Origin of the sequence: Sporomusa sphaeroides DSM 2875 (assembly GCF_001941975.2) — a bacterium.
Taxonomy (GTDB): domain Bacteria; phylum Bacillota; class Negativicutes; order Sporomusales; family Sporomusaceae; genus Sporomusa; species Sporomusa sphaeroides.
In genome coordinates this window covers 3,294,033-3,308,390 of sequence record NZ_CP146991.1, presented here as the reverse complement: position 1 = coordinate 3,308,390, position 14,358 = coordinate 3,294,033, and the positions used below count along the sequence as shown (strand labels likewise).

12 protein-coding genes are annotated in these 14,358 nt (G+C 49.8%); 9 read left to right on the top strand and 3 right to left on the bottom strand.

Annotated features, from left to right (window positions below; genetic code table 11):
* Positions 1–129: 129 nt before the first annotated feature.
* Positions 130–888: a 4Fe-4S binding protein gene (locus SPSPH_RS15465; RefSeq protein WP_075757337.1), complete on the bottom strand. Its 759-nt coding sequence runs from the start codon at positions 886–888 to the stop codon at positions 130–132.
* Between the two features lie 57 nt (positions 889–945).
* Positions 946–1,392: a MarR family winged helix-turn-helix transcriptional regulator gene (locus SPSPH_RS15460; protein ID WP_109298186.1), complete on the bottom strand. Its 447-nt coding sequence runs from the start codon at positions 1,390–1,392 to the stop codon at positions 946–948.
* Positions 1,393–1,734: 342 nt separating this feature from the next.
* Here SPSPH_RS15460 and codB point away from each other — a divergent pair, with 342 nt between their 5' ends.
* Together codB and SPSPH_RS15450 are read left to right on the top strand one after the other, a co-directional pair.
* Complete coding sequence (codB, locus tag SPSPH_RS15455) at positions 1,735–3,003, top strand: cytosine permease (protein WP_075757339.1); 1,269 nt, start codon at positions 1,735–1,737, stop codon at positions 3,001–3,003.
* A gap of 4 nt (positions 3,004–3,007) precedes the next feature.
* Positions 3,008–4,285, top strand: coding sequence for a cytosine deaminase (locus SPSPH_RS15450; RefSeq protein ID WP_075757340.1), 1,278 nt, complete (start codon positions 3,008–3,010; stop codon positions 4,283–4,285).
* A gap of 118 nt (positions 4,286–4,403) precedes the next feature.
* Here the strand turns inward: SPSPH_RS15450 and SPSPH_RS15445 are convergent, their stop codons facing one another.
* Positions 4,404–4,550, bottom strand: a complete 147-nt coding sequence (locus SPSPH_RS15445) for a hypothetical protein (protein ID WP_158027106.1) — start codon at positions 4,548–4,550, stop codon at positions 4,404–4,406.
* 714 nt (positions 4,551–5,264) lie between these two features.
* On the opposite strand from SPSPH_RS15445, the gene SPSPH_RS15440 reads away from it, so the two are divergent.
* The 7 genes from SPSPH_RS15440 (at position 5,265) to SPSPH_RS15410 (ending at position 14,351) form a co-directional block, all read left to right on the top strand.
* Complete coding sequence (locus SPSPH_RS15440) at positions 5,265–7,181, top strand: sigma 54-interacting transcriptional regulator (protein ID WP_075757341.1); 1,917 nt, start codon at positions 5,265–5,267, stop codon at positions 7,179–7,181.
* Positions 7,182–7,410: 229 nt separating this feature from the next.
* Positions 7,411–8,757, top strand: coding sequence for a glucarate dehydratase (gene gudD, locus SPSPH_RS15435; RefSeq protein ID WP_075757342.1), 1,347 nt, complete (start codon positions 7,411–7,413; stop codon positions 8,755–8,757).
* Between the two features lie 87 nt (positions 8,758–8,844).
* Positions 8,845–9,729 carry a 2-hydroxy-3-oxopropionate reductase gene (garR, locus tag SPSPH_RS15430; RefSeq protein ID WP_075757343.1) on the top strand — a complete coding sequence of 295 codons (885 nt, stop codon included), beginning with the start codon at positions 8,845–8,847 and terminating at the stop codon, positions 9,727–9,729.
* A gap of 34 nt (positions 9,730–9,763) precedes the next feature.
* Positions 9,764–10,219 (top strand): tripartite tricarboxylate transporter TctB family protein, encoded by a 456-nt coding sequence (locus SPSPH_RS15425; RefSeq protein WP_075757344.1) that lies wholly within the window; start codon positions 9,764–9,766, stop codon positions 10,217–10,219.
* A gap of 14 nt (positions 10,220–10,233) precedes the next feature.
* Positions 10,234–11,745: a tripartite tricarboxylate transporter permease gene (locus SPSPH_RS15420; RefSeq protein ID WP_075757345.1), complete on the top strand. Its 1,512-nt coding sequence runs from the start codon at positions 10,234–10,236 to the stop codon at positions 11,743–11,745.
* 49 nt (positions 11,746–11,794) lie between these two features.
* Positions 11,795–12,820, top strand: a complete 1,026-nt coding sequence (locus SPSPH_RS15415) for a tripartite tricarboxylate transporter substrate binding protein (RefSeq protein ID WP_075757346.1) — start codon at positions 11,795–11,797, stop codon at positions 12,818–12,820.
* A gap of 334 nt (positions 12,821–13,154) precedes the next feature.
* Positions 13,155–14,351, top strand: a complete 1,197-nt coding sequence (locus SPSPH_RS15410) for a uroporphyrinogen decarboxylase family protein (protein ID WP_158027107.1) — start codon at positions 13,155–13,157, stop codon at positions 14,349–14,351.
* Positions 14,352–14,358: the final 7 nt, after the last annotated feature.

Genomic DNA, 14,358 nt, shown 5'->3' with positions numbered 1-14,358 from the left:
TCCAGTTCGCATGAGTACAACTTTTCCTGCTTAATTTGCGCTAAAACCTGCTCTAATTCAGGCTGATAAATTTCGCAGGCCAGGAAACATATTTTCATCATTGGCTGGCTCCCTGTTTATATTTACGCTCTAGGCTAATCCTATTGGACAGCTCTTGAGACAGTTGAAGCACATATACTGGTTGCCTAAATGCGCCGCCTGCCGCAACCGGGCATATTGTTCGTCCATAAGCATCTGCTTTTGTTCCTCCGGGGAACGCCCTAGTTGCTGTAACTGGAATGTAATATCCGCTATCAGGCCATAAGGCTGGGAATGCCCCAAACATTTCCTGATATCGGTTTTTCCCGCCTCGTCTAAGGCGCGGGCAGGGCAATTTTCAACACAGAGATTGCATTGGGTGCAAAAATCTTCACATTGGGGTGAAGGCTGCAAAGTGAGGTTGGTAATAATACTGGTGAAAATAACCCGGGTGCCAAACTGGGGATGAATCACCAGATTATGGCGGCCAAACGACCCCAAGCCGGCGGCCACGGCTGCATGCCGCTGGGAAAAATCGGCAAGCGCTTTGCGGTCGTTATGAATTTCAAACGGATAAGCAATAGGCATGGTAGCAATTTTGGCCTTGTAGTTACGCTCCAGAAAGCGGGAAATCCGATAACTGGCAGACCGCGCAAATGAGCCTAAGTCCAGATAGCCGTTCTGAGCTGCGCTCATACTGGGACTTTCACAACTTGAAAGCGGTTTGAACGCCAGCACAATGATGGATTTGGCCTCAGGCAGGAGTTTGGTGATTTCGTAGGACTTAGGACTGTGATAGTCCTGGGCGCAGGCAAAGCCAACGTCATCCACACCCAGATCCAAAATATAATTGCGAATTTGCTCTTCCAATCTAAACACTCCTTGTAACTTTATTTATGTGTATATACACTTGTTATAAGAAAAAAATTAGGGCACCAGCGCTTCCAGCTTGGCAACCAGACGGTTAAATTGCGCTGTCTCTGTTTCACCCAGATATTCCTGCAAGGATGCCTGGGCCTGGTCCCATAGCGCCAAAGCACTGCCCAGCGCCGACTTGCCGGCCGCAGTAAGCTCAACCTGCCGGGACCGGGGATCTTCGCCCGCACGAACGGCAATAAGTCCGGCACTCAGCAGCGGCTTCATATTCCGGTTCAAGGTAGTCCGGTCAATCCGCATGATGTGCGCCAGCCTGGTAATGGTAACCGGCTCGGTTTGTTCGAGGTGCCGCAGCAGGGAATATTGGGCAATTTTAAGTCCGCTGGGTTCCAGCATCTTTTCATAAAACGCGCTCACTGCCCGGGAGGCACGGCGGATATTGAGACACAGACAGGGGCTGGACCGCTTCGGGAAATAACCGGCATCAGATTGCATCATGTTGATCACCTTTTCTGTAGTTAGCTGTATTAATGTGCATATACACGTATGTGATGTCTTTATATTATATCCTAAAACTCGTCATGTCAAGCAAAAATTCCACCACTGTGGCTGCCGTCCGATTGTCTTTTAAACGGTCGGTCCACACCTTGACAACATCCCTTTTTAGTGACATAATAAGACAAAATAAAAGGCACCTTTAAAGGCAGTCCAGAGAGGCTGATAAGGTGAGCGGATTTGCGATTAGCTACGCAATGTATTAGCTATCGTGGAAGGCTCTCTGTCAGCAATGGCAGAGAGCCTTTCCGTGTCTACAGGGTGCCTGACCTGAGGAGGAAAAATATGAAAGAAAATGTTCAGCTTGTTGATCGCGATTTTTCATTATCCGAGGTGCCGCAAACGGAAAGACGCGGGTTTTGGTCCATGTTTGTGCTGATGGTTGGTTTTACCTTTTTTAGTGCCAGCATGTGGGCCGGTGGCACACTGGGTGCCGGCTTGACTGCCTGGGAATTTATTTTTGCAGTCCTGGGCGGCAATATTCTTTTGGGTATTTATACCGGGGCCTTGAGTTATATTGCGGCCAGTACCGGGTTGTCGACCCATCTGCTGGCAAGATACGCGTTTGGCGAGAAGGGCTCGCAACTCGCATCGCTGATGCTGTCAGTGACGCAAGTCGGCTGGTTTGGCGTCGGTGTAGTTATGTTTGCCCTGCCGGTGCAAAAGGTTACCGGTCTGAACCTGTATCTATTGATTGTCGTCGGCGGGCTGCTCATGTCGACAACCGCCTACTGGGGAATTAAGGCCTTAACTATCCTGAGTGTGATTGCTGTGCCCTCCATTGCCCTGCTGGGAGCTTATTCTGTGGGTAATGCCGTGGAATCCATCGGCGGCTTGCAAGCCTTAATGCTGCTGGAGCCGGCCGAAAAGCTATCCTTTGCTACGGCACTGACGATCTGTGTCGGTTCTTTCATCAGCGGCGGCACGCTATCGCCTGATTTTACCCGGTTTGCCAAAACCAGGACTGTCGGTGTGTCCACAACAGTCATCGCCTTCTTTCTCGGCAATTCGCTGATGTTTTTGTTTGGCGCGATGGGGGCTGCCGCTACCGGTCAGGCTGATATCTCTGAGGTTATGTTTTTGCAAGGGCTGATTGTTCCGGCAATTATTATTCTTGGTCTGAATATCTGGACAACCAATGACAATGCCTTATATGCTTCCGGTCTCGGGTTTTCGAATATTACCGGCATACCGAAACAGAAGCTTGTCCTGTTCAACGGCTTCATCGGGACGCTGCTTGCTTTTTGGCTATATACTAATTTTATCGGTTTTCTGACCTTCCTGGGGTCAACACTGCCCCCCATCGGCGGCATCATTATTGCCGACTACTTCCTGGTACAGCGCAGATGTTATCCGCCCATTGCCGACATGCAGTTTGAAGCCGTAAGATGGCATGCGCTTGCCGCCTGGGCCGGCGGTGTGGCATTAGCCCACTTCGCGCCGGGAATTCCGCCGGTTAACGCCATTCTTGGCTCCGGGATCGTATATGTAACGCTGTCAGCTTTACGGGGGACAGCGAAAGAGTCTGCCATGCAGCCGCGAAAGGCAGGGTAAGCCCATGTATATCCGGAATGCGCGTTTATGCGGAAAAGAAGGTTTGTGGGAAATTGCTATTAAGGCCGGTCAGATAGTGAGTATTACCGCACAAGCAGACGGTCTTGCCGGAAACGGGGAAGACATGATTGATGCTGAGGGTGGTCTGGTGCTGCCGCCGTTCGTTGAACCGCATGTGCATCTTGACGCGGTGCTAACCGCCGGCGAACCAAGATGGAATGCCAGTGGCACACTGTTTGAAGGCATAGCCTGCTGGTCGGAAAGAAAGCAGCTGCTGTCGCGTGCCGACATCAAGGCCCGGGCGACGGAGGCGTTAAAATGGCAGCTGGCCCAGGGTATCCAGCATGTAAGAACCCATGTTGACGTAACTGACCCGCAACTGGTGGCTTTGCAGGCCATGCTGGAAGTAAAAGCTGAAATGGCGCCCTGGATGGATTTACAGATTGTAGCTTTCCCCCAGGAGGGCATCGGCTCCTTCCCGCGGGGCTTTGAACTATTGGAAGAGTCGCTGGTTATGGGCGCCGATGTTGTCGGTGCCATTCCACACTTCGAATTTACCCGGGAATATGGTGTACAATCGGTCAAACAAGCCTTTGACCTGGCGGAAAAGTATAACCGCCTGGTTGATGTTCACTGTGATGAAATTGACGATGAGCAATCTCGCTTTATCGAAGTTGTAGCAACCGAGGCGTACGAGAGAGGCATGGGCGAACGAGTGACGGCCAGCCATACCACGGCCATGCATTCCTATAACAATGCTTATGCCTACAAGTTGTTCCGCCTGCTGAAACTGGCTGATATTAATTTTGTCGCCAACCCGTTGGTCAATATCCATTTGCAGGGGCGTTTTGATACCTATCCTAAACGCCGCGGTATTACCCGGGTGAAAGAACTGCTTGAAGCCGGCCTGAATGTTTGTTTTGGCCATGATGATATTGTCGATCCCTGGTATCCGCTCGGGACCGGCAATATGCTGCAGGTGCTGCATATGGGGCTGCATGTATGCCAGTTGATGGGGTATGACCAAATTGCTGCCGCCTTGCAACTGATAACCCATAATAGTGCCAGAACCCTGCATATTCTTGACACCTACGGCATTGAGGCCGGGAAACCGGCCAATCTGATTATCTTGCCGGCCACCGACGGCTATGATGCCATCCGCCGTCAGGTTCCTGTGCGTTACTCGCTGCGGCAGGGCCGGGTAGTCGCCCAAACCCAGCCGGCCCAATCACAACTGTTTTTGCAGGCAGAACCGGAAATGGTGACTTTTGCCAGAAAATAATTGCAGTACATCCTTTGCAACAGCTCCAGCTCTCGGCCAGTGGCCGGAAGCGGGGGCTGTTTATATTTTGGCGTATACGCAAAAAAAGAACCCACCCGGTAGGCAGGTTCATTTTGACTCACTTTCCAAGAATGGAAAGGGCTAATATATAAAAAACCAATGCTGCAATTGCAAAACAAATTCCTAGAATGAATGGAGCGGCGCGATAGAAGAAGTGCAAAGTATCTAGTGATTTTTCAACAGAACTGAGAAAAGATGCTCTCATTTCAATCCCTCCCTAGATATAATGCTTGTACCTATATTTTATCAAATTTTTGTTGGCATGGATAGTCTTTTCCTATTTATCTTTTCCCATCCGGCTTGCTAATTTTTTGCCGGCCCAGTAACAAAACTCCCCCCTGGTTCATAGCATGTAATATCTCCCCTATCACACAAAAAGGAGGTTTATACTTATGGGATTCGGTTTTGGCGGTGGCTGCGGCAATGGCAGTAATAGCTGGATTATAATCATCATTATAATCATTCTCTTATTCTGCTCGTTCAATAATGATTGCAATTCAACCTGCTAACATTATCCTGTGACTAAACTGCTCCGCACTTGCAATTCAAGCAGGAGTTAAAGACAGCTAAGTCCCTGGATGAGGGCGGCTGACGTTCAGCTGGGTTATATCCAACTGGAGCTGAGTTTGCTTTATCCTGTCATTATTATGCACAACGAATCTATGAGTATCGCCCGCTTAGATTACCGGTTTGTGCCATAGCCCCAAAATACAAGCCGTCTGCCTTCGGGTCGGCGGCCTGTTTATTTTTGTCTGGAATGCATAAGTTTGGCGCCTCAATAATGTCAGCAGTTGTAAGGACCGGCGTCAGCGGGTTTTAGCAGAGGGCATATGGGCCTGTATTGCGCTGTCTGCATAGTTAGCTTAGTCCATACACATTATGTTATAATGTAGAAAAGTAGATAAGCCAGGTGATGTAAATGGGGAAAATTGCCTTCATAGCACCCTCGCCCGAGATGCTGGTGGTAGGCCGGGAAGTAATTGCAGAATTAGGAATGGGGGAGAAGGTTGAGACTTTTCTGGGGGGCTTGCAAGAGGGAGTTGAGATAGCCAGACAGGCAGAGGCCGATGGCTTTGACGTTATTGTTACCCGGGGCGGTACGGCCAAGCTCATCCTTGATTCTGAGATAAAGATACCGCTTATCGAAATACCCATCACTATTCAGGATTTAGCGGAAGCCTTGCTTGCCGCACAGGTTATTACCGGGAAAAGCAACCCCAAAATCGGGGTATTGGCTTTTAGTAATATGATTTACAGTATTGAGGTCTTTAGTAAAGTAACAGATATTGATTTAACGATTTATCCTGTGTGCTCGGCCCTGGATTTTGCCAAAGAGGTTCACCGCGCGCTTAGCGTGCAAACAGATGTTATCATTGGCGGAATCGAGATCAACAGACTGGCGGCCAGCCTGGGGTCTAAAACCGTTCTGCTGGTTTCCGGCAAAGATTCCTTCCGGACAGCCTTTCTTCAGGCCAATAGCGTGTCCTATGCCCGAAAGATTGAAAAAGAGCGGCTGCAAAAATTCCGGGTTTTGATTGATTATTCCGTTCAGGGGATCATTGGCATTGATTGTGAAAAAAGTGTTGAGGTATTTAATAATGCCGCCGAGCGGCTGTTGGGGTGTAAGGCAGTCGCTGCTGTCGGCAGGAATATTGAGGAAATATGTCCGTCCTTGCCTGTGGACAGGACTTTGCAGAGCGGCCAGGCCGGGCTTGGCGAGCTTATCGAGTTCAACGGCCGCAAGCTGGTGGCCAACATTATCCCTATCACGATTGACGCCCATGTCACCGGTGTCATGATTACGATTGAAGATGTAGGACAAATCGTGGCAATGGAAGCTACGATCCGCAAAGAAATTTATAGCAAAGGACTCACCGCTCAATACCGTCTGAGCGACATTCTGGGGTCATCGGCCAAGATGACGGAAGTAAAGCGAATTGCCGAGGAGTACGCCGCTACAGACGCCACTGTATTAATTATGGGCGCGTCAGGGACAGGCAAGGAAATGTTTGCGCAAAGTATTCATAATGCCAGCAGCCGGCGGCAGCGGCCTTTTGTTGCGGTAAATTGCGGGGCCATTCCCTCCAGCATATTGGAAAGTGAATTATTTGGCCATGTGGAGGGCGCGTTTACCGGAGCCAACAGGAAGGGCAAAGCCGGATTTTTTGAGCTGGCCCATGGCGGCACCCTTTTTTTAGATGAAATTGGCGAGATGGGGAAATTAGCGCAGACAAGCCTGCTGCGCGTGATTCAGGAGCGGCGGGTAATGCGGCTGGGGGATGATAAATATCTGCCGGTTGATGTCAGGATTATTGCGGCTACCAATAAGAATCTGGCGCAATTGGTGAAAGACGGCCAATTTAGAGAAGATCTTTATTACCGGATCAATGTATTGCCCTTGGAACTGCCGGTCTTAAAAGATCGTGCCGGCGATGCCGTCAGTATTGCCGAATATTTCATTACTACCTATAACCGCAGATTTTTCCGGTCGGTAACTTTGAGCCCGGAAGCTAAGGAATATATTCGTGTTTATGATTGGCCGGGCAATATCCGCCAGCTTCGCAATGTTATGGAACGCATCGTAGTTGTGGCCAAGGAGAATGTTATCTCCGGTGAACTGATGCGCAGCATGCTGGATATACCGGAAGAAGTTATCATCCCCCGCACCGAAACCGTGCATGAGGATATTTCGGAAAAGGCCCGGATTCTGCGGGTGCTTGCCGAAAATGGATATAACCAGAAGGAAACGGCTAAATGCCTTGGCATTGACAGAAGTACGCTGTACCGGAAATTAAAGGCCCTGCGTATCGAGGTGAAAAAAATCTGCAACACGTGATGTGGTGTTTGCAACACGTGAGGAAGTCTGCAACAAATGTTGCGGGCTTTTTTTTATATTTCAGAAATTACCGTTTCGATTGAAAAAACTAACAATTGAGACTTTATCGGTGTTGTTCCCTATGATTCGACAAAATAATGAAACATACACGGCTTTGGCATGCTACTTGCATTATCATAGAAACATACAGAGCAATTCTGAAAATCGCATAACTGAATGGAGTGAAATTATGGACTGCCAAAAAAAGCCGGCCGGTACACCGGTTATTACCGAGATGCTGGTTATCCCTGTTGCCGGTCATGATAGCATGCTGCTTAATCTTAGTGGTGCCCATGGGCCCTACTTTACCCGGAATATAGTCATCCTCAAGGACAATGCCGGTCACTCTGGGGTTGGCGAAGTGCCGGGCGGCGAAGGGATCCGCAAGACCCTGGAAGACGCAAAAGCCTTGGTAGTGGGACAATCTGTCGGGAATTATAACAATATTCTTAACAAGGCCCGCAAGAATTTTGCTGACAGGGATGCCGGCGGCCGTGGTTTGCAAACCTTCGATTTGCGTATTGCCATCCATGCCGTTACCGCTCTGGAAGCAGCACTGCTGGACCTATTGGGCCAATTCCTGAATGTCCCTGTTGCCGCCTTGCTGGGTGAAGGACAACAGCGGGATAAAGTTGAGATGCTGGGCTATCTCTTTTATGTTGGCGACCGCAGCAAAACCGATCTGCCTTATTTGAGCGCTCCTGAGGAACAAGATGCCTGGCTGCGTTTGCGCCATGAAGAAGCGTTGACGCCGGAGGCCATCGTCCGGCTGGCAGAAGCGGCCCATGCGCGTTACGGGTTCAATGATTTCAAGCTAAAGGGCGGCGTGCTGCGCGGTGAAGAGGAAATTGAGGCGGTGACTGCGCTGGCCAAGCGTTTCCCCAACGCCCGGATTACGCTGGACCCTAACGGCGGCTGGCTGCTGGCAGATGCCATTAGGCTTTGCCGCGATATGCACGGAATTCTGGCTTATGCCGAAGATCCCTGCGGGGCTGAAAACGGCTATTCCGGCCGTGAGGTTATGGCTGAGTTCCGCAGAGCCACAGGCTTGCTGACCGCAACCAATATGATTGCCACCGACTGGCGGCAAATGGGGCATACCATTCAATTGCACTCGGTGGACATTCCGCTGGCCGATCCGCATTTCTGGACAATGCAAGGCTCGGTACGGGTTGCGCAGATGTGTCATGAATGGGGACTTACCTGGGGCTCTCATTCCAATAACCACTTCGATATATCTTTAGCCATGTTCACCCATGTAGGTGCCGCCGCACCGGGAAAAATTGCGGCCCTGGATACTCACTGGATTTGGCAGGATGGTCAGCGTCTGACCAAAGAACCGCTTAAAATTGTAGAAGGCATGATTGCTGTTCCGGAAAAACCGGGTCTTGGTATCGAGATTGACATGGAGCAGGTGGCAAAGGCCCATGAACTGTACCGGCAGATGGGACTGGGTGCCCGTGATGATTCGGCAGCTATGCAATATTTAATTCCCGGCTGGAAATTTGACAACAAACGTCCTTGCCTGGTTCGCTGATTTGCCAAACACAGAAGTGGTCTCCCGGAGGAAAGGATTTTGACCGCTTCTCAAGAATAAAACATAAAAACTGGAGGTTATGTTAACATGAAAATTGGATTTATTGGATTAGGAATTATGGGTAAACCCATGAGCAAAAACTTGATCAAAGCTGGTTATGATCTGGTAGTGCTTGATATGAACCAAAGCTCGGTGGATGAGGTTGTTGCCGCCGGCGCGGCGGCCGCCGCTACGCCCAAGGCGGTAGCGGAACAGACAGATATTATTATTACCATGCTGCCCAATTCCCCGCAGGTAAAAACGGTAGTGCTGGGAGAAAACGGTGTCATTGAAGGCGCTAAGCCAGGGGCTGTTGTGGTGGACATGAGTTCGATCGCACCGCTGGTCAGCCGTGAGGTGGCCGGGAAACTTGCTGCCAAGGGTGTTGAGATGCTGGATGCGCCGGTAAGCGGCGGTGAGCCTAAAGCCATTGACGGCACGCTCTCGGTTATGGTTGGCGGCAAGAAGGAAATATTTGAAAAATGCTACGATGTTATGAAAGCCATGGCAGGTTCGGTTGTACTTACCGGTGAGATAGGTGCAGGCAATGTAACCAAACTGGCCAACCAGATTATTGTAGCCATCAATATCGCCGCTATGTCGGAAGCGCTTGTTTTGGCAAGTAAGGCCGGCGTTGAACCGGAACTGGTGTATCAGGCTATCCGGGGCGGTTTGGCAGGCAGCACTGTGCTTGACGCCAAAGCACCACTGGTACTGGACCGCAAATTTGACCCGGGCTTCCGCATTAATCTGCATATCAAAGACCTGGCGAATGTGCTGGAAACCTCGCATGAAGTCGGAGTGCCGCTGCCGCTTACCGCCGCCGTTATGGAAATGATGCAGGCGCTCAAAGTGGATGGCATGGGCGATAACGATCATGGCAGTCTGGTAAGATATTATGAGAAGCTGGCACAAGTGGAAGTGAAGCGCTAAAGCATCAATAAGTTCAGCAAAAGGCGGAAGGATAATGACAAAACAAGAACGTATGGCAGGCCTGTTGTTAGTTTTGCTTGGTATGGCAGTGGTGTACTATGGCTTTTCCGTTTTGACGGTCGGTACGATCCAAGAACCCGGTCCCGGCTTCTTCCCCGCCATCTGCGGGACAGGTATCGTTATTCTCAGTGTAATCTGGTTTATCACCAGTCTTAAAACAGAAGCCTGCGCCGCGCCGCTCTGGGAAAAAGGGGCATGGTTATCTCCGTTGATAGCTGTTATTCTCATAGCCGTTTATGCCTCCATTATGGAAATATTGGGCTATATACTGGCCACAATCGTGTTTTTGATTGCCTGGCAGCAGGCGATTGAACGGGAGAAATGGTTAAAGACAGGGATAATAGCCATTGTCGGCACCACGGTTATGTATGTGCTGTTTGCCTATTTGCTGGGAGTGCCGTTACCGGAGGGAATACTAATAGCTGATTAAAAAGGTGGCTTAAAATGGAAATATTTCAAGGATTAGTTGACGGCTTTGGTATAGCGTTGACTGGAAACAACCTGCTTCTCTGTTTCCTAGGGGCGCTTTTAGGCACTGCGGTAGGCGTATTGCCTGGATTGGGGCCATCTGCCACAATATCTCTGCTGTTGCCGATTGTCTATTCGCTGGGTTCACCGGCTTCGGCGTTAATCTTTTTAGCCGGAATATTTTATGGTGCCATGTATGGCGGTTCAACAACCTCGATACTGCTTAAGATACCCGGCGAGGCGGCATCGGTAGTTACTGCCATTGATGGTTATGAAATGGCCAAAAAAGGACGGGCGGGGGCGGCGCTTGCTATCGCGGCCATCGGCTCCTTTGTCGCCGGTACGGTAGGGGTTATCGGGCTGACCTTTGTCGCGCCGCCGCTGGCGGAATTCGCTCTCCGGTTTGGTCCGCCCGAATATTTTGCCCTGATGCTGATCGGTCTTTTATTGGCGGTGTTTTTGACCGGCGGCTCGGCGCTAAAAGGAACCATCATGCTGTTTGTCGGGATATTGCTGGCCAATGTAGGCGTTGACCCAATATCCGGCAAAGAGCGATTCACGTTTGGCGTTCTGGCATTACAGAACGGATTTGATTTCGTAACCTTAGCCATGGGCTTGTTCGGCTTAAGTGAAGTTTTTGTTACCCTGGAAAGCAAGGGCGGAGCCGAATTTGTTACCAGAAAGATTGGCAAGCTTTTCCCCAACGCGCAGGAGTGGGCCGAGAGTAAGTGGGCCATCTTCCGCGGCTCGATTATCGGCTTTTTCACCGGCGTTATTCCTGGCGGCGGCGCTATCGTAGCCTCGTTGACCTCCTATGCGGTGGAGAAAAAAATAGCCAAAAATCCGGGCGAATTTGGCAAGGGGGCCATTGCCGGGGTTGCAGGTCCCGAATCGGCGAACAATGCGGCCTCCAGTTCTTCCTTTATTCCCTTGCTGACGCTGGGAATCCCCTGTAATGCGGCTATTGCCATGATTTTTGCCGCCTTGCTGGTTCAGGGCATTACACCTGGTCCTTTCCTGATTGTAGAACATCCCGATGTTTTCTGGGGTGTAATTGCGTCAATGTATATCGGTAATGTCATTCTGCTTATCCTGAATCTGCCGCTAGTGGGGTTATGGGTGCAGTTAATCCGGGTGCCGTTTGGGATATTAGGACCAATTATCGTTATGTTTACGGTGGTTGGCTGCTATAGCCTGGAAAATGACATGTTTAATGTGTTTATGTTTCTTGTCTTCGGTATTGTGGGGTATATTCTGAGAAAACTGTGTTTTGATCCGGGCCCCATGTTGATGGCGTTTATCCTTGCTCCGCTAATAGAGAACGCGTTGCGCCAGTCGCTGTTGATGTCTGCCGGTGATTTTTCGATTTTTGTTTCACGGCCGATATCTGGCACACTGATGGCTGTTTTTGCACTTATCATCATTGGCCAGCTGGTTGTGGCCTTTAAGAACAGGAACAAAAAGGCTGAGTGTGTAGTAGACGAGTAGAACGGTGGGTTTTCTGAGAGGGGTAAAAATAAAAAGAGGGGGAGATACAATGATTGGTAAGATGAATAAGAGCAAGTGGAAAGTGGTCGTAGGCGGATTGCTGGCAGTTTCTATGCTGGGACTTGTCACCGGATGTGGCAAATCAGCCGACACGAAGAAAGAGGGGGAAAAAGCTGCCTTTAAACCGGATAAACCGATTACGCTGGTAGTACCCATGGCAGCCGGCGGTTCTACCGATATGCTTGGCCGTACAATCGAAAAAGTCTGGACAAAATATAGTTCACAGCCGATCCAGATTCTGAACAAGCCGGGCGGCGGCGGGGTTGAAGGCTCCAAATATGTATCCCGTGCCAAGCCTGACGGCTATACCTTGCTGATGGGTACCGGTTCCGGCCATGACATTGTTATGCCGCATATTCAAAAAGTAGAGTATGATCCGTTCAAAGATCTTACCTTTGTTTCGCGCCTGTCCATCCACACGGTAGTTGTGCTGGCGCCGGCCGATTCGCCGTTTAACTCCATCAAAGATGTGGTTGAGTGGGCTAAGAAAGAGAATAAACCCGTTACAGCCGCTGTATCCACCAAGGCTGGTGCCGTTGACCTGGTAATGCGTGGTTTGGGCAAATCGACAGGCATTAACATTACTCCCATCCCGCATGCCGGCGGTGCACAGGCATTGACCTCACTGATGGGCAACCAAACAGCCATCGGTGGTGCTCATCCTACCGAAGCCATGTCCCAGATTAAGGCCGGCCGGGTGAAACCGCTTGGTATTGCCACCCTGGAAAGAGACCCTGCTATGCCTAATGTTCCTACATTAAAAGAGCAAGGAATTGATTTCTATACCTGGGGTTCCATTAAAGGCATAGCTTTACCGAAAGATACTCCGAAAGAAATCGTCGACTACTATGCCGATATCTTCAAAAAGATCAGCGAAGACCCTGAATACAAGAAAACTATGGATGATATGATGCAGCCGGTCATGTATCTTGGACCGGACGAGTTTGCCAAGAACCTGAAACAAGCGAGTGACGACTATGCCAAACTGATCAAAGAAACCGGTTTGGATAAATAGTAAGACCGCCGAACAGGGTGCCGGCAGTGCAGCAGGCGACGGTAAGTGCCTGCTGCCCCGTCCCCCCGGTTGACATACTGGGAAAAGGATGAAATTGCCATGTTCATGGTTGTTTCTTCAAACGTCCACTGCTTATGGTGATTTGATCCTTTTTAATAGAAGGTATACGTTGTGCGCGCCAACACAAAATCCGCGCAGACGCGCCGTTATACAACGCTGCGCCGCTGGCGCTTAACCTCCGTTTATGGATAACGGCCGCCTGCGCCTCAATTGTTTTGTTTACCTGCAAGACAGCAATAGCTATCAATAAATGAACTAAATGGGGGAGAAAGCAATGATGACTTACCGGGAGAGAATGCTGGCAACGCTGGAGGGACGGCCAACCGATTGTATTCCCTTCGTGCCGCGTCTTGATTTGTGGTATCGGGCAAACAAATATAAAGGTACGTTGCCTGACAAGTATAAGAATGCCACCTTGATGCAGATTGTGGAAGATTTGGACATCGGGGTTCATACTGTTTCGGCTGACCGCAGTCTATATGACGATTCGCTGGATATCGTCGACAGGGCGCTTGGCATTTGGCGGGTCCATCACAAGCCGCACCGTCCGGCGCTGAAGAATATCAAGCGGAATATCACCTATCAGGGCGATACCACCATTGTTGAGTACCTTACACCGCATGGCAATATCCGGACAAAAACAGTTTATGACGAATCTATGCGTAAAGCCGGGATTTCGTTATCCCATGTCAGCGAGCACGCCATTAAGAGTGTGGATGATTTTGAGGCTGTGGGTTATATCTTTGAAAATATGGATGTTTATGCCGATTATGAGGGAATGGAGCGGCAGAAAGAGGAAATTGGCGACCGGGCGCTGCTAGTGGGTACGGCCAATATGGGAGCTTCGGCTATGCACTATATCATTCACGAACTTATGCCCTATGACTTATTTTTCTGCGAGTATTATGACAACTATGATGAGTTGGTACGTCTGGCTGAACGCATCACTCCTTATTTCAACAAAGTTGTTGACATTGCAGCCAATAGCCCGGCTGATATCATCCAGTCAGGCACCAACTATGATGCCTCGATTACCTGGCCGCCTTTCTTCGAAAAGCATATAATGCCCAATATGATTGAGACTGCCGACAAGCTTCATGCTAAAGGCAAGTTTATGCTGAACCATACTGACGGTGAAAACAAGGGGCTCTTGCAGTACTATGTACAAGGCAAGCTTGATATTGCCGACTCCATTTGTCCTGCACCGATGACTTCGCAAACCCTGCGGGAGATCAGAGAAGCCTTTGACGGCAAGATTACTATCTGGGGCGGTATCCCCTCGGTTTCCGTTCTGGAAAATTCGATGAGCGACTATGAATTTGAAAGCTATTTGGACGACTTGTTCCTGCAGATGGGCAAGGGTGATCATCTTATCCTGAGCATCGCTGATACAGCACCGCCGGAAATGAAATTTTCACGCTTAGAGCGGATTGCCAGACTTGCCAAAGAGTTCGGGCCTGTTAATTCTTAATACAGGC